The sequence below is a fragment of the Microbacterium paludicola genome (assembly GCF_039529675.1).
Taxonomy (GTDB): Bacteria; Actinomycetota; Actinomycetes; order Actinomycetales; family Microbacteriaceae; genus Microbacterium; species Microbacterium paludicola.
This window is the reverse complement of record NZ_BAAANG010000002.1, coordinates 34,707-53,716: the sequence shown is the minus strand read 5'-3', so window position 1 is coordinate 53,716 and position 19,010 is coordinate 34,707. Positions and strand designations below refer to the sequence as shown.

The 19,010-nt window shown below is 72.8% G+C and carries 15 protein-coding genes; 8 read left to right on the top strand and 7 right to left on the bottom strand.

What is annotated here, in order from left to right:
* Positions 1-40: 40 nt before the first annotated feature.
* The 5 genes from ABD161_RS02005 to ABD161_RS01985 are packed head-to-tail and all read right to left on the bottom strand — an operon-like array spanning position 41 to position 5,634.
* Positions 41-1,399 carry a DUF58 domain-containing protein gene (locus ABD161_RS02005; protein WP_343999215.1) on the bottom strand — a complete coding sequence of 453 codons (1,359 nt, stop codon included), beginning with the start codon at positions 1,397-1,399 and terminating at the stop codon, positions 41-43.
* A gap of 13 nt (positions 1,400-1,412) precedes the next feature.
* The gene (locus ABD161_RS02000) at positions 1,413-2,408 is read right to left on the bottom strand and encodes an AAA family ATPase (RefSeq protein ID WP_343999213.1); all 996 of its coding nucleotides are present in this window, start codon (positions 2,406-2,408) and stop codon (positions 1,413-1,415) included.
* A gap of 42 nt (positions 2,409-2,450) precedes the next feature.
* On the bottom strand, positions 2,451-3,659 hold the full coding sequence (locus ABD161_RS01995) for a DUF4350 domain-containing protein (protein ID WP_343999211.1): 1,209 nt from the start codon (positions 3,657-3,659) through the stop codon (positions 2,451-2,453).
* Positions 3,656-4,420: a DUF4129 domain-containing protein gene (locus tag ABD161_RS01990; RefSeq protein WP_343999209.1), complete on the bottom strand. Its 765-nt coding sequence runs from the start codon at positions 4,418-4,420 to the stop codon at positions 3,656-3,658. The genes ABD161_RS01995 and ABD161_RS01990 overlap by 4 nt, the downstream gene beginning before the upstream one ends.
* Positions 4,369-5,634 (bottom strand): DUF7847 domain-containing protein, encoded by a 1,266-nt coding sequence (locus tag ABD161_RS01985; RefSeq protein WP_343999207.1) that lies wholly within the window; start codon positions 5,632-5,634, stop codon positions 4,369-4,371. The genes ABD161_RS01990 and ABD161_RS01985 overlap by 52 nt, the downstream gene beginning before the upstream one ends.
* Before the next feature lie 168 nt (positions 5,635-5,802).
* Here ABD161_RS01985 and mtrA point away from each other — a divergent pair, with 168 nt between their 5' ends.
* The 5 genes from mtrA to hpf all read left to right on the top strand — a co-directional run bounded on the left by mtrA (position 5,803) and on the right by hpf (position 11,733).
* Positions 5,803-6,498 (top strand): MtrAB system response regulator MtrA, encoded by a 696-nt coding sequence (gene mtrA, locus ABD161_RS01980; protein ID WP_343999205.1) that lies wholly within the window; start codon positions 5,803-5,805, stop codon positions 6,496-6,498.
* A gap of 5 nt (positions 6,499-6,503) precedes the next feature.
* Positions 6,504-8,324, top strand: a complete 1,821-nt coding sequence (mtrB, locus tag ABD161_RS01975; RefSeq protein WP_343999203.1) for an MtrAB system histidine kinase MtrB — start codon at positions 6,504-6,506, stop codon at positions 8,322-8,324.
* Entirely contained in the window at positions 8,321-10,048 is a 1,728-nt protein-coding gene (locus tag ABD161_RS01970; RefSeq protein ID WP_343999200.1) for an LpqB family beta-propeller domain-containing protein, read from the top strand. Before mtrB ends, ABD161_RS01970 begins: the two co-directional genes overlap by 4 nt.
* Before the next feature lie 108 nt (positions 10,049-10,156).
* Positions 10,157-10,828: a ComF family protein gene (locus ABD161_RS01965; RefSeq protein WP_343999198.1), complete on the top strand. Its 672-nt coding sequence runs from the start codon at positions 10,157-10,159 to the stop codon at positions 10,826-10,828.
* 236 nt (positions 10,829-11,064) lie between these two features.
* On the top strand, positions 11,065-11,733 hold the full coding sequence (hpf, locus tag ABD161_RS01960; RefSeq protein ID WP_343999196.1) for a ribosome hibernation-promoting factor, HPF/YfiA family: 669 nt from the start codon (positions 11,065-11,067) through the stop codon (positions 11,731-11,733).
* A gap of 77 nt (positions 11,734-11,810) precedes the next feature.
* Here hpf and ABD161_RS01955 read toward each other — a convergent pair whose 3' ends face one another.
* Both ABD161_RS01955 and ABD161_RS01950 read right to left on the bottom strand, forming a co-directional pair.
* The gene (locus ABD161_RS01955; RefSeq protein WP_343999194.1) at positions 11,811-13,157 is read right to left on the bottom strand and encodes a hypothetical protein; all 1,347 of its coding nucleotides are present in this window, start codon (positions 13,155-13,157) and stop codon (positions 11,811-11,813) included.
* A 113-nt stretch (positions 13,158-13,270) separates the two neighbouring features.
* Positions 13,271-13,864 carry a PadR family transcriptional regulator gene (locus tag ABD161_RS01950; RefSeq protein ID WP_135112603.1) on the bottom strand — a complete coding sequence of 198 codons (594 nt, stop codon included), beginning with the start codon at positions 13,862-13,864 and terminating at the stop codon, positions 13,271-13,273.
* Positions 13,865-14,049: 185 nt separating this feature from the next.
* Between ABD161_RS01950 and ABD161_RS01945 the strand changes: the two genes are divergently transcribed.
* The 3 genes from ABD161_RS01945 to secA all read left to right on the top strand — a co-directional run bounded on the left by ABD161_RS01945 (position 14,050) and on the right by secA (position 18,995).
* A complete protein-coding gene (locus ABD161_RS01945; protein ID WP_343999191.1) occupies positions 14,050-14,637 on the top strand; it encodes an RNA polymerase sigma factor in 588 nt (195 codons plus the stop codon).
* Complete coding sequence (locus tag ABD161_RS01940) at positions 14,612-16,048, top strand: hypothetical protein (protein ID WP_343999189.1); 1,437 nt, start codon at positions 14,612-14,614, stop codon at positions 16,046-16,048. Before ABD161_RS01945 ends, ABD161_RS01940 begins: the two co-directional genes overlap by 26 nt.
* A gap of 148 nt (positions 16,049-16,196) precedes the next feature.
* A complete protein-coding gene (secA, locus tag ABD161_RS01935) occupies positions 16,197-18,995 on the top strand; it encodes a preprotein translocase subunit SecA (protein WP_343999187.1) in 2,799 nt (932 codons plus the stop codon).
* Positions 18,996-19,010: the final 15 nt, after the last annotated feature.

Here is a 19,010-nt window from a genome sequence, read left to right as displayed (position 1 = left end):
GACGGGGATCTAACCCGCCGTGCCGCTGCCGGTCGCGGAGCTACAGCCTGCCTGCGGCCTTCAGGGCGAGGTAGCGGTCGGCGATGCGCGGGGGCAGGTCGTCGGGGGAGGCGGCGAGCGCCTCGGCCCCGGCGCGCGTGATCGCCCGGTTCACGCTTGCCGCGGTGCGCAGCGCGGCCTCCGCGGCGGCGGCGCGGTAGAGCTCGTCGATCGACCCGTCGCCTGGCCCGCCCCCGGTGCCCTGCCCGCGGGCGGTGCGCTCGAGGTCGGCGTCCGTCGCGGTGCCGACGAGCACCACGGTGCCGGCACGGACGGTCTGCGGCAGCGTCCCCAGGAACCCGCGCGCGGCCTCGGGGGCCTCCTGCGCAGTGAGCACGATCAGCAGCGACGGGTGGGCCGCCAGCGCGCGCGCCTGCCCGAAGGTACCCTCCCAGTCGGTGTCGATGAGCTGGGCCTCCACCGGCGCGAGGGCGTCGACGAGGGCCGGAAGAAGGGCGGTGCCGTCGACGCCGGTGACCCGCGCGCGGACGACGCGGTCGAAGGCGACGAGGTGCACGTGGTCGCCGGCGCGCTCGGCGAGCGCTGCCAGCAGCAGGGCCGCCTCGAACGACGCCTCGAGGCGGGTGCCATCGCCGACGCGGGTGGCGGCGGTGCGTCCGGTGTCGATCACGATCACCACGTGCCGGTCGCGCTCGGGGCGCCAGGTGCGCAGCATCGTGCTGCTCGCGCGCGCGGTCGCCCGCCAGTCGATCGAGCGGACGTCGTCGCCGCGCACGTACAGGCGCAGGGAGTCGAACTCGGTGCCCTGGCCGCGCACCTGCAGGCTTGTGTTGCCGTCGAGCTCGCGCAGCCGCGCGAGGCGCGAGGGAAGGTGCCGTCGCGAGTGGAAAGGGGGAAGGACGCGGATGGCGCCGGGCACGTCCATCCGCCGCTGCACGCCCGCGATCCCCAGCGGGCCGGCCGAGCGGATCACGGCGAACTCGCTGCGCAGCTCGCCGCGGCGGCGGGGGAGCAGGGGCACGGTCACGCTGCGAGCCTCGTGCGGCGGCACGTCGAACCGCAGCCGCGCGGACGGCGCCCCGGCAGTCGGCTGCCACGCGTCGCGCACGGTCGCGCGGATGCGCCGCGTGCCCCGGTTGACGAGCCGCACGCGGACGTCGATGCGCTCGCCGAGGCGGACGCGGGGAATCCGGGTGCCGGCCGCTCCGTTCCCGAACGTGCGCTCCAGGGCGAGCGCCCGGGGGTCCGGGGCCGCGAGCACGTCGACCGTCACCAGCGCACCGCACAGCGCGAGCCACACGAGCACCACGAGCCAGGGGTTCGCCCCCATGGCGGTCAGCGGCACGAGGGGGATCACCCCGGCGGCGACGATCCAGGGAAGGAGGGCGGTCACGTACATGGGGCGACCGGGTTCAGAGCGGCACGGGGGTCTGCTGCACGACGGAGTTCAGCACCGCGTCCACCGAGACCCCCTCGATCTCGGCGTCGGGGCGCAGCCGGATGCGGTGACGCCACACCGGCACGAGCATCGCCTGCACGTGGTCGGGGGTGATCGCGGGGTAGCCGCCGAGCCAGGCCCACGCCTTGGCGGCCGCGAGCAGCGCCGTGGAGGCGCGCGGGCTCGCCCCGAGCTGCACCGAGGGGCTCTGGCGGGTCGCGCGGGCGAGGTCGACGACGTACGCGAGCACGTCGTCGGTCACGGTCACGGCGGCCGCGGAGCGCTGCGCGGCCCGGATCTCATCCGGGGTCACGACCGGGGCGATGCCGCCGAGCTCGCGCGGGGTGAAGCCGTCGGCGTGACGCCGCAGGACGGCGACCTCGGCATCGCGCGGAGGCACGTCGATCAGCAGCTTCAGCAGGAAGCGGTCGAGCTGCGCCTCGGGCAGCGTGTAGGTGCCCTCGTGCTCGACGGGGTTCTGGGTCGCGCAGACGAGGAACGGATCCGGCAGGGGGCGCGTGACGCCGTCCGCCGAGACCTGCCGCTCCTCCATCGCCTCGAGCAGCGCCGCCTGGGTCTTCGGAGGCGTGCGGTTGATCTCGTCCGCGAGCACGATGTTCGTGAACACCGGCCCCTCGCGGAACTCGAACTCGCCCGACTTCGCGTCGTAGATGAGCGAGCCCGACACGTCGCCGGGCATCAGGTCGGGCGTGAACTGGATGCGCTTGGTGTCGAGACCCAGTGCGCGGCTGAAGGCCCGCACGAGCAGGGTCTTGGCCACGCCGGGGACTCCCTCCAGCAGCACGTGGCCGCGCGAGAGCAGGGCGATCAGCAGGCCGCTGACGGCTCCGTCCTGCCCCACGACGGCCTTCGAGACCTCGGCGCGCACGCGGTGCATCGACTGGCGGAGCGCATCCGGTTCCTGCCCGGCCTGCGGGACCGGCGTCTGGACGGCGGCGGGGTTCTCCATGTGGTGATCCTCTCGGGGCGGTGGAAGCGGGTCGTCGGCCGGTCAGGCCCGGCCGTCGGTGCGCGCGGCGTCGACCGCGGCCTCGAGGTCGCGGAGACGGCGGCCGAAGGTGGCGAGGTCGGCGTCGGTGGCGGGGACGTGGGTCAGGATGGCGCGGGTCACGGAGGTCGCCGCTCCGAGTCGTGCGGCGGCGGCGTCGGCGACCTCGAGCGGGGCGGCGTTCGGCGGCAGCCCGAGCCGACGCGCCATGCGGCCGGTGGCTCCCGCGCGGAGCAGCTCGGCGGCGTGCGCGGGCTCGGACGCGCGGGCATAGAGGCGGGCCCGGCCCTCGAGGGTCTCGCTGCCGCGCACGGTCACGGGAAGCCGCTCGGCGACCAGCGGCCCGAAGCGGCGCCCTCCCCACAGGGCCGCGGCGGCGCCGGCGAGGAGCAGCAGGGCGATCGCGGGCGTGAGCCACGGCGGCACCATGTCGCCGAGCGTCGGCGGGGCGCCGCCGTCCTCGGCGTCCTCGAGCGACGGCGTGTACCAGACGACGCGGTCGTGGGTGCCGATGAGCCCGAGCCCGAGCGCGGCGTTCCCCTGCTCGGCGAGGTGCTCGTTGTCGAACAGCACCGTGCCGTCGATCAGCGTGACGGTGCCGGCGCCGCCCGGCACCTGCAGCAGCGCGAAGCCGTCGCCCACGGGGTAGCAGCCCTCGGTCCCCGACGGGGCCGAGAACGCGCGGCCGGGCACGATCTCGCCCGCGCGCTGCGCGACGGGGAGGTCGCAGTCGGGCGGCGTCGGCCCGCTGCCGTACCCGCTGTAGCCGCTGCCGGGGGCGAGGAGGTCGGCGACGGCGCCGTCGGCGTCGAGCACGACGGTGTCGCCGGCGGCATCGACGAGCTCGAGGATCGTGTCCTCCGACAGCGTCCACGGATCCGTCAGCACGAGCGTCGTGTCGTCGTCGAGCCGTTCGACCGTCTCGGCGCGGCGCGATGTCGCGACGACCTCGACGCCCTGTTCGCGCAGGATGTGCACGATCGCGCGGCCGCCCTCGGGCCCCGGGCTCTCCGGGTCGAGCGGCGGGGCCTGCACCCAGTCGGGCGCGGCGAACAGCGACAGCACGCCGCCGAGCACGAGCACGGCGGCGCCGAGGGCGATCCACCCGAGTGCCGAGCGTCGCCGGCTCTTCCGCTCGACGACATCACGGTGGAACGGATCGGCGTCGACCGTCGCCGCATCCGCGCTCCGGACGGGTGCCGGCGCCGTCACGCCAGCGCTCCGTCGCGTACAGGGGAGGGCGCGCGCACCGGCGTGGTGCGCACCAGGTCATCGTCGAGCCCGGCGACGACCGCGTACAGCTCCGCGGTGCCGCGGCGGCGCAGGTACCGCACGTCGTCGAACGCGCGCGCGGCCGCGTCGAGCCCGGCGCCGTGCGCGGGGAAGGGATGCTGCGCGCGGCGGGCCAGGCCCTGGGCGGTCGTGCCGGGCGGCGCCTCCACCACACCGCGCTCCTCGAGCGCTCTCGCGACCGCGCGGAAGCGCAGCACGATCGCGTCGTCCCACTCGCCCGCCGTCGCGTGGGCCGCGGCGGCGGCGCGCAGCTCGGCGGCGGTGCGCGTCTCGGTCTCGCCGAACAACAGAGCCGAGCCGCCGCCCGAGCGGTGCGCGAGTCGGGGCCGGCCCCAGATCAGCACGGCCGCGACGACGAGGCCGACCACGAGGACGACCGCCGCGACGGCGAGCAGCGGGCTCCACTGGAGATCCCCGCGCGGAGTGAGCAGGTTCGCGATGAACTCCCCGACGGCCTGCGCGATGCGATCGAACCAGGTCGGCTCCGCGGCGTCGTAGACGGGATCGGCGAGCTCGCGCTCGGCCCACTCGCGCGCCTCGTCGCGCTCGGGGTCGAGGCCCTCGAGCGGCCGGAGCGCCGACCGCACGGGCGAACCGGGCAGCAGCGCCGCCGCCAGCGTGACGGCGATCACGCGCCGCCGCTCGGCGGGGCCGGGGGCTGCCACTGCGGCGGCTGCCACTGCGGGTGCTGCTCGGCCGCGGGGGCGCTCGGCGGCGCGGGGTACGGGGGCTGCCCCGGGTGTCCCGGGTACTGCTGCTGCTGCTGCGGGTATCCCGGCTGCTGCGGGTAGCCCTGCGGCGGCTGCTGCGGGTAACCCGGCTGCTGCGCGTACCCGGGCTGTGCCGGCCCGGGCGCGCCATAGCGGGGCTGCGCGGCGTACGCGGCGTAGGCGGGGTCGTAGGGCCACGGGTCGGGAAGCTCGGATGCCCCCAGCTCGCGCTGCTCGACGTACGACTGCAGGCGCAGATCCAGGCCCTCGCGGCGCATCCGGGCGTCGATGTACATCAGCGCGCCGCCGGCGCCGGTCACGATCGTGCCGATCGCGGAGACCAGCAGCTGGAGCGCCATCGTCACGATCGTGACGACGAGCATCGTCGCGAGCGCCGCGCCGAAGTCGCCCGGCTCCGGGGTCCCCTCGCCGAAGGGCATGACGATGACGGGCAGGAACGAGCCGAAGAGCTGCAGCGGCGCGGTCACGATGCTCGATGCGACGCTCACGATCACCGAGATGAGGACCATCACGCCGAACGTCGGCCAGAAGCGCCCGCGCGTGAGCTGCCACGAGCGGCGGATGCCGGCGATCGGGCCGATCCCCTCGAGCACGATCGCGCTGGGAACGAGATAGAGCTTGGTGCCGATCCATGCCCACAGGGGGATCATCGCCAGCAGAAGCGGGAAGATGAGGGCCGCCAGGAGGTACTGCTCGGTGCCCGCGCCGATGATCACCGGCACCGCCACGACCAAGGCGACCACCAGGATCGCCAGCAGCTGCAGCACGAAGTAGCCGACGAGGCGCCAGAACGAGGGGCGCACGATCGCCCAGAGCTCGCGCAGCGTCGCCCGCTCGCCGACGGTCGCCCGGGAGACCTCCGCGACCACGACTCCCTGCACGACGACGTTCAGCGCGCTCAGGGCGAGGGTGACGATGACGCCGACGACCGCGGTCACCGCGATGGAACCCGCCATCAGCGCGTCGAACTCGTCGGAGAACTCCTCCACCGTCGCGAGGCGGCTGAACATCAGGAAGGAGACGCCGCCCAGGATGAGCAGCCCGACGAAGCTCGCGGCCGCCTGCACGCCGACCGCGAAGCCCAGCAGGACCCTCGGATTTCCGCGCAGCACGCTGAAGGAGCGGCCGAGCGCGGTGCCGAAGCCGAACGGATACAGAGGCACGAGACCGGGCCTCGGTGCAGGTCGCCACGTCGTTGCGTGAGACATCGATCCCCCTCGAGAGCCACAGGCATGTGCCTGGTCCCACGTTACAGAAGGGTGCGCCTCTACTAGGCTGATCGGGATCTCACGTTCCTCCGCGGATTCGAAGCAAAGGATCTTCCGCCCTCCATGACCGCCCGCATCCTGGTCGTCGACGATGACACAGCCCTCGCCGAGATGATCGGCATCGTGCTGCGCACGGAGGGCTTCGAGACGCTCTTCTGCGCCGACGGGGAGCTCGCCGTCGACACCTGGCGGCAGGAGCGCCCCGATCTCGTGCTGCTGGATCTGATGCTTCCCGGCAAGGACGGCATCGAGATCTGCACCGAGATCCGCGCCGAGTCGGGTGTGCCGATCATCATGCTGACCGCGCGCGCCGACACGAACGACGTCGTGGGCGGTCTCGAGGCCGGCGCCGACGACTACATCGTCAAGCCGTTCAATCCCAAGGAGCTCGTCGCGCGCATCCGCACCCGCCTGCGCCCGACGCCGGAGGCGACGAACGACGTGCTGCGGATCGGCGATCTCACCGTGGATGTCGCCGCGCACGAGGTGCGCCGCGGTCAGAACGCCATCGCCCTCACACCGCTCGAGTTCGAGCTGCTCGTCGCCCTCGCCTCCAAGCCGCAGCAGGTGTTCACGCGCGAGGAGCTGCTCGAGCAGGTCTGGGGCTACCACTACAAGGCCGACACCCGGCTCGTGAACGTGCACGTGCAGCGGCTGCGCGCGAAGATCGAGCTCGATCCGGACAACCCCAAGATCGTCACCACGGTGCGCGGCGTCGGCTACCGTGCCGGAGCGGTCGCGGACGCCGCTGCGTCCTGAGCGGCATGTCCACGGCAGCGACCCCCGCGCTGTTCGGGTGGACGTCCCCGCGCAGCTGGCCGCGCATGCTGCTCCTGCTGTGGGGGCGCTCGCTGCAGTTCCGGACGATCCTGATCACGACCGTCCTCACCGCCATCACGATCGCCATCGCGTGTCTGTGGATGGCGCTGGCGATCCAGAACAACCTGTTCCAGAGCCGCGTCGACGAGGTGCAGGCCGACGCGCGGCGCGCGGTGGACGAGGCGCAGCGCAACCTCGACGCCTCCGAGGTCGCCGGCAGCCGCGCCCAGATGCAGCAGCTGTGGAACCTCGTGCTCAACGACACCCGCCGGCTCGCCTCCACGGATCAGATCGCCGGCTTCCGCATCGAGAAGGACCCGGTGCCGCTCGCCCCCGCCGACTTCGGCTTCGGCGGGCTGACGGCCGAGGCGGTCTCGCCGGGACTGCGCGAGCGCGTGCAGAGCCAGGCAGGCTTCCAGTGGTGGCAGTCGATCGCCCTCACCGACGCGCAGGGGCGCGAGGTCCCCGGCATCATCGTGGGGCAGCAGCTGCGCGTGCCGAGCGTCGGCGCGTACGAGATCTACCTCGCGTACGACCTGCAGGAGGAGGCCGAGACGCTCGGCTTCGTGCAGGGGACGCTGTGGGGGTCGGGCATCGCGATGGTGCTGATCGTGGTTGCCATCCTGTGGCTCGTGATGCGCGCGCTGGTGGCGCCGATCGTCGAGGCGTCCGGCACCAGTGCCCGGCTCGCCTCGGGCGATCTCAAGGTGCGCATCCCGGTCCGCGGTGAGGACGAGCTCGCCACCCTCGGCCGGTCGTTCAACGCCATGGCCGACAGCATCGAGTCGCAGATCCAGGAGCTCGCCGAGCTCTCGCTGGTGCAGCAGCGGTTCGTCTCGGACGTCTCGCACGAGCTGCGCACGCCGCTGACGACAATCCGGCTCGCGGCCGACATCCTCCACGATCGCCGGGACGAGTTCGACTCGTCGACGGCGCGGGCGGCCGAGCTGCTTCACACCCAGGTCGCCCGGTTCGAGGGGCTGCTGACCGACCTGCTGGAGATCAGCCGGTACGACGCCGGATCCGTGCAGCTCGAACTGGAGGCGACGAGCCTCGCACACCTTGCCGAGGACGTGCTCGAGTCGATGCGTCAGGTCGCCGAGCAGCACGGCACCGAGCTGCGCTTCGTGGCCCCGGGCGGCTACTCGCCGGTGGACATGGATCCGCGCCGCGTGCGCCGGATCCTGCGCAACCTGCTCGGAAACGCCATCGAGCACGGCGAGGGCCGGCCGATCGTGGTGACGGTCGACAGCAACCCCAGCGCCGTCGCGGTGGGGGTGCGCGACTACGGAATGGGGATGTCGCCGGAGGCCGCCGAACGCGTCTTCGACCGGTTCTGGCGCGCCGATCCGTCGCGCAAGCGGACCCTCGGTGGCACGGGCCTCGGGCTCTCGATCGCCCTCGGCGATGCGCGGCTCCACGGCGGAACGCTGGCCGTCTGGTCGCAGCTCGGCGGCGGCACCAACTTCGTCCTCACGCTGCCGCGGAAGCCGCACGATCCCGCGTCGCCCCTCGCCGAGCTCGAGTCGCCCCTGCCGCTGGAGCCGTCGGACGAGTCGCTGCACGCGGCGCTCGGCCTGACGCAGCCGATCCTGACCCTCGATGTCGCCGAGACCCACGAGCTGTCGGACGTCGGCGAGGTGCGCGATCTCCGTGACGTGGACGGGCTGTCGGGCCGCCACACGGAGGATCGCCGCGGAGACGGGCATCGCGGAGACGGCCATCGCGGCGACGCCCGCCACGGAGAGAAGGGGGAGCCCCGATGAGCACCGTCGATCCGCGCAGCCGCCGCACCGGGATCACGGCGCTCGTGCTCACCCTGATCCTGGCGCTCGCCGGCTGCACGGGGCTTCCCACCTCGGGCGAGGTGAAGGCGGGACTGGAGCCCGGAGCAGCCGCCGAGGAGCCGCGGCCGCAGTACTACGCCGGTGCCCCCGTGCGAGGGTCCACGCCCGAGCAGATCGTCGCGGGGTTCATCGAGGCGGCGATCTCGCCGATCGACAGCTGGAAGACCGCGCGGCTGTTCCTCGACGGCGACCTCGCGGAGACCTGGCGGCCGGAAGCCGGGGTCACCGTCGACATCGCCGACGAGCGGCGGCCGCAGGTCGACGAGGAGAACGGCATCGTGACGCTCCGGATCGACCCGACGGCGACGGTCGACGAGCACGGCACCTACACCTCGTCCGCCTCGGGACCGGTGGAGCTCTCGTTCCGTCTCGCGAAGCGCGAGGACGGCGAGTGGCGCATCGTCGAGGCGCCCGACGGTGTGGTGCTCGACCGGCTGAGCTTCCCCGACGTCTACCGCGACCACCGCCTGGCGTACTTCGACCCGACCTGGACGTACCTGGTGCCGGATGTCCGCTGGTTCCCCGCCACCGGCAACACCGCCACGTACATCGTGCGCGAGCTCGTCAACGGCGCCCCGAGCCCGTGGCTCGCGGGATCGGTCGCGAGCGCCTTCGCGCAGGACGTCGATCTCGTGCCCAACGCGGTGCCCGTGGACGCCGACCAGATCGCCCACGTGACGCTCAACGCGGTCGCGGCGGCCGCGGATGCGACGACGCTCACCCGGATGATGACCCAGCTGGATGCGAGCCTCACCAACGCCGGGGTGCAGGACGTGCGCCTGATGATCGAGGGCGAGGACTCCCCGCGCACCGTGGATCCCCTGGTCCCGGGCCAGACGCGTCCCGATCCCCGGGCGCTCGTCCTGCGGGCGGGGGAGTTCGGCTTCATCTCCGGCTCGGAGCTGACGCCGATCGAGGGTCTGAGCGCGGCGATCGCGGACATGCCGGGGCCCATCGAATCCATCGCCGTGTCGCCGGATCAGCAGGTGGCGGTGCTCAAGCAGTCTCCCGATGCCATCTACCGGGTCACCGCCGACCAGCCGGACGTCGTCCTCGACGAGCGCGACGGCCTCATCGATCCGCTCATCGACCCGTTCGGCTTCATCTGGACCGTCCCCGAGGACGATCCGGACGCGATCCTGACCTGGAGCCCCGAGCTGGAGCCCACCCAGATCGGCGGCGGCTGGCCCGACGCGACGCGCGTGCGGGGGATGGCGATGTCGCGCGACGGCTCGCGCGTCGCGGCCCTGCTCACGACCGGGGGACAGCACCTCGCGGTGGTCGCGAGCGTGCGGCGCGACCGCAACGGCACGCCGACCGGCCTGGGGGAGGCGATGAGGTTGAGCGTGCTGCCCGAGCCCGGCGTCTCGATCGCGTGGATCGAGGACGCCCGCGTCGGCATCGTCACGACCGCGGGGAACATCACGCGCGTGTTCGAGCAGCAGGTCGGCGGACCGGGCGAGTCCTCGGAGGCCCCCGCGGGGATCACCGCCATCGAGTTCGGCACGCAGGACTCGTCAGTGCGCCTGCTCGGCAAGGACGGCCTGATGTACACCCGCCGCGGGACGTCGTGGCAGCAGACCGGCGCGGAGGTCTCGGTGCTCGCGACGCAGATGGGAACGCCTCAGGGCGCGGACGAGTGACCCCTCGGCGCTGAGGCGACTCGTCCACACCCGGCATGCATGGGGGCGAGTGCTCCCGGAAGCGCCGGACGAGGTCGCCGCGCGCCACCGGGGCGACATCCTTGCCGGATGGATGTCGAGCTCCGCGAACGGTGGGCCGTGGCCGCGCGGGACGCGGCGTCGGCGGCGCTCGCGCTGCTGCTGCCGGTCGCCTGCCCCGGATGCGGCCTGCAGGGCGTGGCGCTGTGCGACTCCTGCCGGCTGCGGCTGCATCCCGCACCACGGCGGCGGGTGGTCGACGGCCTCACGGTGTGGAGCGGCCTCGCGTTCGACGGGGTCTGCGCGCGGGCCCTGCGCGCCCTGAAGGAACGGGGTCGCACGGATCTCGCCCGCGCCCTCGGTCCCGCCCTCCTCGAGGCGCTGCGCGCCGTGGTCGCCGGGGCGCCCGGCGGGGTCGTCGCCGTGGCCGTCCCGACCTCGGCGGCCGCCCTCCGCCGGCGCGGCTACCGCGTGCCGGAGCTCGTCGCACGCCGGGCGGGCGTCCGCACGGCGCGGCTGCTCGCCGTCGCCCGCGCGACGGGCGATCAGCGTGCGCTCGGCCGCGACGAGCGGGCACGCAACGTCGCCGGCAGCATGCGCGCCCGGCGCGGTGCCGCCGGCCTGGCCGTCGTGCTGATCGACGACGTCCTGACGACGGGCGCGACCCTCGCCGAGGCCCGGCGCGCGCTCGAGGCCGGGGGTGCCAGGGTGGTGGCCGCGGCGGTCGTCGCCGACACGCCGCTGCGGTCCTCGACGGCATGAATGCCCGCGTCCCGGGCGCGTCGGGCCGCGGTGAGCGAGGCCCTTTACACCACCTCGTCGAACGGGATCGGACAAAAGGGCGAACAGGGCGTGACACCGGGGCCGGGCCGGTCTACGGTAGGGCAACACAAGCCCCGGGCCGAGCCCGGGGGAACGCGACCGAGGTCCGCTCATCCGGACGTGGTGCCGGGGACCGTGCGGACCGAAAGGTCTCACCGGAAATAACGGGAGGCACGATGGAAACGAACATCTCGGGTGTCGGCGTCGGGATCACCGATCGATTCCGCTCCGTGGTCGAAGAGAAGAGCGCCCGCATCGCCGGACTCGCTCCGCGCGCACTCCGCCTTGAGGTCAAGGTCACGCATCAGTCCCATCGCAACGGTCGGATGGAGGACGACGTCGTCGAGCTGACCGTGATCGGAAAGGGCCCCGTCGTCCGGGCCGAGGCCTGCGCGGGCGACAAGTTCGCCGCCCTCGACATGGCCCTCGACAAGATCGCCGAGCAGCTGCGCCGCGCGAAGGACAAGCGCGTCACCGGCCGGCTCCACCCGCGAGGGGCTCACTACGAGAAGGGCTCCGGCGCGCTCGAGGGGATCGACGTGGAGCCCGCGGCGGCCGACGTCATCCATGCCGTCGCCACGGGGGAGGTCCCGATCGTCGCGGACGGCGAGGAGGAGGAGACGTACACCCCCGTCGTCATCCGCACGAAGACGTTCGAGCCCGAGTGGATGACGGTCGAGGAGGCCGTCGACCGCATGGAGCTCGTCGGGCACGACTTCTTCCTCTTCATCGACGCCCGCACCGACCACCCGAGTGTCGTCTACCGCCGCCGTGGCTGGGACTACGGCGTGATCTCGCTGACCGCCACGGCACCGCCCGAGGAGGCCGAGAAGCTCGCGTCGTAGTCGACGCGGCACGCGCAGCGAATGAGGCGAAGGGGCTCGGTCGGCGACCGGGCCCCTTCGTCGTGCCTGCGGCGAACTCAGTCGAAGAAGTCGCCCATGAGTCCGCCGAGCAGCAGGCCGCCCACCACGGGTCCGAGGATGTCGCCGCCTCCGCCGTAGCCCCGGCCGCGACGGCCGCCGCCCCAGCCGTCTCCGCCCCAGTCGTCTCCGCCCGGGCGGCCGGAGTCGATGTCGCGCTGCGCGGCCTGGAGGGCCTCGCCGGCGAGCTGCTGCACGCGGCGCGCGAGCGTGAGCGCCTGCTCGCGCGTGTCCTCGGGGACGACGAGCTCGTTCACCTCGGCGCGCAGCCGCTGGGCCTCGGCGAGGCGCGTGCGCGCGTCGGCGCCGATGTAGCCGCGGTGTCCGGCGATCACGCTGTTCGCGACCGCGATCGCGTGGTCGGCCGCGTCGACGGAATGACGCACCTGCTCGATCGACGGCAGCGGCCGCGCGGCCCGCAGGCGGGCCTTCTCGACCGCCGCGTCGAGCCCCGCGTTCGCCTCGCGCAGCGAGGCGAGGTCGGCGAACGGATCGCTCGGCGTCCCCGGCCCGGGGAGGGCCGCGAGCGCGGCCTCGAGGGTCGCCACCGCCGCGGTCACCTCGGCTGCGTGGGGCGCGCCCGCCTGCGTGAACGGGCGGGCGGCGACGATGTCCTGGCGCGAGTCGGCGACGACATCCGCGAGCGTCGACTGCGCGCGGAGCGCCTCGATCTCGAAGTCCTCGACGCCGTCCATGATCGTGCTCGCGCGGCGGACCGCCTCGGTGGCGGTCTCGAGGGCGAGGTTCGCCTCCTCGGGGCGGCGGGCCTCGCGCCGGCGGACCGAGACGTCGGCGCTGTGAAGCGCGAAGTCGAGCAGCTGCTCCGCTTCGTCCGGGTTCGCGGCGACCCGGTGCAGGGCGGCCTCGCTGTACCGGCCGGACAGGCGCGCGACGGTCTCGCGGGCGAGCGGCAGGCGCGAGCGCAGCCGTTCGACGTCGGCGCGGATCCCCTCGATGATCTGCGGGGCCTGGCGGGCGAGCGCGATCCTGTCGCGCAGCGCCTCGGTGCGCTCATCCAGCACGTCCTCGGCCCACTCGCACAGCTGCACGATCCGGGCGTTGCGCGTGCGGAGCTCCTCGGCCGTGTCGGGGATCTCGTCGTGGTTCAGCTGGTGCAGGTGGAACGCCTCGGCGAGGTGGGTCCGCACCGCCGCGAGCCCCTCGCGCAGGGGCACCGTCGTGCTCTCGCCGAGCTCGGCGACGGCGAACTCCAGCTCGTCCGACGTCGTGCGGATGCGCTCGTCGGCGGCGACGAGCGCCGCGCGGGCGCGCCGCGCGAGATCGTCGTCCTGCGCCTGCCGAGCCGCCTCTTCCTCGCGCCTGCGCTTGCCCCAGAATCCGGCCATGGCTCGATCCTACGGTCGGCGGGGCCCGCCTATCCCGCGGTGTTCGCCTTCAGCGTCGCCAGTTCGCGAGCGCGAGCCGGTCGAGGTCATCCTGACACTCCGGGGGCCGCGGGTCACGCGGCGGCGCGGGCCGGCCGCCCGCGTCGCGGGCGATCCGTCGAGAGGTCCAGGGCGAGGGCGTGATCCGGATGGGCGGCGAGCTCGGCCTCCGCGTGGTCGAGCCAGCGCGCCTCCGCCTCCGCGGCGAAGATCATCGCGTCGAGCACCAGCGACCGAGCGATCGCCTCCGGTGCTGCGGAGTCGGATCCCGTGCCGCGCGCCCGACGCAGCTCCTCGAGCCGGGCGACGGTGGCGCCCCGCTGGGTGCGGATCACCGCCGCCGCATCCACGCCGGGAAGGGTCGCGGCGAGCGACAGCTTCATCGCCAGTTCGTCGCGCGCCGCCTGGCTCCGGTCGACGCCCGTCGCCAGCCACGCGCGCACCTCCTGGCGCCCGGCGTCCGAGATCTCCCAGTAGACGTGGCCGTGCTCATCCGCCGCGCCGCGGGTCACGAGCCCGTCGCGCTCGAGCCGCTCGAGGGTGTTGTAGATCTGGCCGACGTTGAGGGCCCACGCACCGCCCGTGCGACGCTCGAACTCGGTGCGCAGCTGATACCCGTAGCACGGCGCCTGATCGAGGATCGCAAGCAGGCTCTGGCGGACGCTCATATCTCGGCTGGCTCCATTCGCTGTCGACCGCGCTCGGTCGCTCATGTTTTCCCGGTATATGCATACCCGGAAAACGCGGCGCGCAACGATCCGGTCGCGGCGCGTCCCGATGTCCGCGCGACACGCCGGGCGTGCGGGATCATCGCGAGCGTGAAGGGAATCGACGCGGCGGGGCAATACAACACGTGACCACAGACGCCGAGATCGTCCGGCTGTCGCTCGCGCGACCGCGCGAGTTCGCCGCGCTCTTCGACCGGCACGCGGCCTCCGTCGGGCATTACGCTCGCCGGCTGGTCGGCGCGGACGCAGGCGACGACGTGATGAGCGAGACGTTCCTCGTGGCGTTCCGCCGCCGCGCCGACTACGACTTCGACAGGGAATCGGCCCTGCCGTGGCTGCTTGGCATCGCCACCCGGCTCGCGCACCGTGCGCGCGCCGCCGAGGCGAAGCGGTGGCGGGCGCTGCAGGCCTCCGCCCGGGTCGCGGTGGAGACCGCGATCAGCGACATCGAGGCGGCCTCGGACCGGGCGGATGCCGCCTCGCGGCTGAAGCATCTGGTTCCCCACATCCGCCGGATGAGCGATGCCGACCGCGACACGCTGCTGCTGTACGCCTGGGGCGACCTGAGCACCGAGCAGATCGCCGATGCCCTCGGCGTTCCCGTCGGAACCGTGTGGTCGCGCATCAACCGGATGCGTCGCAAGCTCCGCCTCGAGCTTCCGACCGACACTTCAGAGGAGGGGGACGATGGACTCGCTCACATTCGTGCGTGACCTCGGCGACGATGCGCGCCGCCCCACGGCAGCCGAGCTCGCCGCCGCGCGCGCCCGCCTGATGGTGGAGATCGAACGCGAGAGCGCCGCCGCGCCGGTCGCGATCGGATCCCGCTCCGGTCGCCACACGGCCCGCGACTCACGCCGGGGCGACGCGCTCGCCCCGGTCACTCCTCTCGAGCGCCAGACCTCCCGTGGACGCCGCATCGGCGCGATCGCGCTCGCCGCGGCCGTCACGGTCGGCGTCGCCGCGGCCGCGATCGGCGGCGTCACGCTGCTGCGCGAGCTCGCCCCCGACGACCGCGTCGCCGGCCCGACGCCGACGCCGACCGCCGACCCCACAACCGCACCGCCCGTCCTTCCCGATCCGTCCGACCGCGCGGCATGGATCATCACCGAGGACGGCACGGGGCCGTTCACGGTCGGGATGCCGTGGAGCGACGCGGTCGCGGCGGGCGCCGGGTTCGGCTGGGACATGTCGGCCGCACAGGGCGAGAACTGCGTCCCGTGGTTCGGCTCGCCCGCGGGCGAGGGGCCGGCCCTGAACGTCTACGGCTCGGAGGGCACGGTGTTCGCCATCACGGTCAGCCCCTACGTCGACGACGCGGGCCGGCTGGATCCCGCGGACGCGGATCTCGGCCCGCGCACCGCGGGCGGCGTCAGTCCCTACGACACGATCGACGACGTCCGCGCGGCCCACCCGCAGGTCGTGGATTCCGAGGTGACCCAGGGCTCCAGCGCCTACGCGACGCTCGATGCGGACGGAGCGGGGTCGATGATCCACTTCGGCTACCGGGCCAGCGCCCCCGACCAGGTGTTCGCCGTGGGCGACCTCGAGACCATCCAGATCAACGCCTTCGGGCAGCCGATCATCGAACTCGAGGGCTGCATGCGCGGCGCGGGTGAGGGCGGCGAAGGCGAAGGGGAGGCCGAGGTCCCGGGGGCGTACGACCTCGACGACGTCTCGACCTGGACGCTCACGCCCGACGGTGCGGGGCCGCTGCGGCTCGGCGCCGACGTCCACCAGGTCGCCGCCCTCGTCGGTCGCGAGGCGACCGTGTCGGAGGGCTGCACCGGCTTCCTGCTCGACAGCGGGGGAACCTGGCTCGTGACCGCGGATGACGCCGGGTTGGTGACAGCCATCCAGTACTCCGACCCGATGGACGGAAGCGCCGTGGAGCCGGGGGCGCTGCCACGCACCGCGGAGGGGATCTCGCTCGACAGCACGAGAGCGGAGGTGGAGGCGATCCACGGCGCTCCGTCCGACCAATGGCGCCACGAGACGCTCGCCTGGCGCCTGAGCGACGGTGCGACCCACCTCGCGGTCACGCTCGACGGGGTCGACGGCACGGTGGCGAAGGCGTTCATCCACGCGGGCGAGCAGTGGAACGCGCCCCCGTGCTCCGACTGACCCCAGCGGCGCGTGTCGATCGCACCCGCTCAGCCGCGGCATAGGTCACGGGCGGATAACATGAGTCCGTATGCCCTTCGCCGGACGGCGACGGGGAGCACGGCACCGTCGCTCGATCAGAGCGGGGCCGAGAACGAGGAGACATCACGTGGCCAATCCCTTCGAGAAGCTGCTTCGCGCCGGCGAGGGTCGCACCCGCCGGAGGCTCCAGCAGGTCGTCGCCGCCGTCGGCGCGCTCGAGGAGGACTACACGCAGCTCACCGACGAGGAGCTGCGGGGCGAGACCGCCGAGCTGCGGCAGCGCTACGAGGCGGGCGAGACGCTCGACCACCTGATGCCCGAGGCGTTCGCGGCCGTCCGCGAGGCGGCGAAGCGCACCCTGGGCATGCGCCCCTACGACGTGCAGGTGATGGGTGGCGCGGCGCTGCACCTCGGCAACATCGCCGAGATGAAGACCGGTGAGGGAAAGACCCTCGTCGCGGCCATGCCCGCGTACCTCAACGCCATCGCCGGCAAGGGCGTGCACGTCGTCACGACGAACGACTTCCTTGCGTCGTACCAGGCCGAGCTGATCGGCCGCATCCACCGCGCGCTGGGAATGACCACCGGCACCATCGTGTCGGGTCAGACCCCGGCCGTGCGGCGGGAGCAGTACGCGGCGGACATCACGTACGGCACGAACAACGAGTTCGGCTTCGACTACCTGCGCGACAACATGGCCTGGCGCAAGGAGGACCTCGTCCAGCGCGGTCACTTCTTCGTGATCGTCGACGAGGTCGACTCGATCCTGATCGACGAGGCGCGCACCCCGCTCATCATCTCGGGCCCGTCGTCGGGTGAGGCGAACCGCTGGTTCGTCGAGTTCGCGAAGGTCGCGCGGACCCTCGAGGAGGGCGTCGACTACGAGGTCGACATCAAGAAGCGCACGGTCGGCGTGCTGGAGGCCGGCATCGAGAAGGTCGAGGACTACCTCGGCATCGACAACCTGTACGAGTCGGCGAACACGCCCCTGATCTCGTTCCTGAACAACTCGCTCAAGGCGATCGCCCTGTTCAAGCGCGACACCGACTACGTCGTCATGAACGACGAGGTGATGATCGTCGACGAGCACACCGGCCGCATCCTCGTCGGTCGTCGCTACAACGAGGGCATCCACCAGGCGATCGAGGCGAAGGAGGGCGTCCCGGTCAAGGCCGAGAACCAGACGCTCGCCACGGTCACGCTGCAGAACTACTTCCGCCTGTACGACAAGATCTCTGGCATGACGGGCACGGCCGAGACCGAGGCCGGCGAGTTCATGTCGACGTACCAGCTGGGCGTCATCTCGATCCCGACCAACAAGCCGATGGTCCGCACGGATCAGCGGGATCTCGTCTACCGCAACGAGAAGGGCAAGTTCACCCAGGTCGTCGAGGACATCGCCGAGCGCCACGAGAAGGGCCAGCCCGTCCTCGTCGGCACCGTCAGCGTCGAGAAGAGCGAGTACCTGTCGCGCCTGCTCGCGAAGAAGGGCATCAAGCACGAGGTCCTCAACGCGAAGAACCACGCGCGCGAGGCCGAGATCGTCGCGCGCGCGGGCAAGCTCGGGGCCGTCACCGTCGCCACGAACATGGCCGGTCGAGGCACCGACATCATGCTCGGTGGAAACGCCGAGTTCCTCGCCGTGCAGGAGATGAAGGCCAAGGGCCTCGACCCGGCGGCGACGGAGCCGGAGGAGTACGACGCCGAGTGGAACGTCGTGTTCGACCGCGTCAAGGCGGAGGTCGCCGAGGAGGCGGCGAAGGTCGTCGAGGTCGGCGGTCTGTACGTGCTCGGCACCGAGCGCCACGAATCGCGCCGCATCGACAACCAGCTGCGCGGTCGCGCCGGCCGTCAGGGAGACCCCGGCGAGAGCCGCTTCTACCTGTCGCTCGAGGACGACCTGATGCGCCGCTTCCAGTCGGGCGCGGCCGATGCGCTGCTGTCGCGCACGGACCTGCCCGACGACGTCGCGATCGAGTCGCGCCTGGTGTCGAACCTGATCAAGAACGCCCAGGCCGCGATCGAGGGCCGCAACGCCGAGGCGCGCAAGAACGTCCTGAAGTACGACGACGTCCTCAACCGCCAGCGCGAGGCGATCTACTCCGACCGCCGCCACATCCTCGAGGGCGACGACATCGCGGATCGCGTGCAGCACTTCATCGAGGACGCCATCACGGCCGTCATCGACGAGCACACCGCGGGCGGCCACAACGAGAGCTGGGACTTCGACGCGCTGTGGAGCGAGCTGAAGACCCTCTACCCGGTCGGCGTGACGATCGACGAGGTCGTCGCCGAGGCCGGCGGACGCAAGGGCGGCATCACGGCCGAGGCGCTGAAGCGCGAGCTGCTCAGCGACGCCAAGATCGCCTACCAGAAGCGCGAAGAGGCCCTCGGCACGGCCGCCGTGCGCGAGCTCGAGCGCCGCGTTGTGCTGCAGGTGCTCGACCGCCGCTGGCGCGACCACCTCTACGAGATGGACTACCTGAAGGACGGCATCGGCCTGCGCGCGATGGCGCAGCGCGACCCGCTCATCGAGTACCAGCGCGAGGGCTACTCGATGTTCCAGACGATGATGGGCCAGATCAAGGAGGAGGCCGTCGGCTACCTCTTCAACCTCGAGGTGCAGGTGCGCCGCGTGGGAGAGGGCGAGGGAGCGCAGCCCGAGGTCGAGGCGAAGGGGCTCTCGGAGCACCCGGCCGACCAGCAGCTCGAGTACTCGGCGCCCAACGATGCCGGCGAGGTCGAGGTGCGCAACGACCGCGGCCAGGTCAACAAGGCCGCCACGGATCGCGTGCGCCGCACGCAGACGCAGGCCACCTCCCCGCAGGCAGGCCCCGGCGCGAGCGCCTTCGGCCAGGCCGCGGACGCCGCCGCCCAGGAGGCCCCGCAGAACCGCGAGCAGCGCCGCGCCGCGAAGAAGCGCTGAGCAGTCGTCACGGGC

Excerpts from the sequence above, each read along its gene's own strand:
- hpf (WP_343999196.1), top strand. The coding sequence starts at position 11,065 with ATGGAAACGAACATCTCGGGTGTCGGCGTCGGGATCACCGATCGATTC.
- ABD161_RS01965 (WP_343999198.1), top strand. The coding sequence starts at position 10,157 with ATGGATGTCGAGCTCCGCGAACGGTGGGCCGTGGCCGCGCGGGACGCG.
- mtrA (WP_343999205.1), top strand. The coding sequence starts at position 5,803 with ATGACCGCCCGCATCCTGGTCGTCGACGATGACACAGCCCTCGCCGAG.
- ABD161_RS01950 (WP_135112603.1), bottom strand. The coding sequence starts at position 13,864 with ATGAGCGTCCGCCAGAGCCTGCTTGCGATCCTCGATCAGGCGCCGTGC.
- ABD161_RS02000 (WP_343999213.1), bottom strand. The coding sequence starts at position 2,408 with ATGGAGAACCCCGCCGCCGTCCAGACGCCGGTCCCGCAGGCCGGGCAG.
- mtrB (WP_343999203.1), top strand. The coding sequence starts at position 6,504 with ATGTCCACGGCAGCGACCCCCGCGCTGTTCGGGTGGACGTCCCCGCGC.
- ABD161_RS01940 (WP_343999189.1), top strand. The coding sequence starts at position 14,612 with ATGGACTCGCTCACATTCGTGCGTGACCTCGGCGACGATGCGCGCCGC.
- ABD161_RS01955 (WP_343999194.1), bottom strand. The coding sequence starts at position 13,157 with ATGGCCGGATTCTGGGGCAAGCGCAGGCGCGAGGAAGAGGCGGCTCGG.
- ABD161_RS02005 (WP_343999215.1), bottom strand. The coding sequence starts at position 1,399 with ATGTACGTGACCGCCCTCCTTCCCTGGATCGTCGCCGCCGGGGTGATC.
- ABD161_RS01970 (WP_343999200.1), top strand. The coding sequence starts at position 8,321 with ATGAGCACCGTCGATCCGCGCAGCCGCCGCACCGGGATCACGGCGCTC.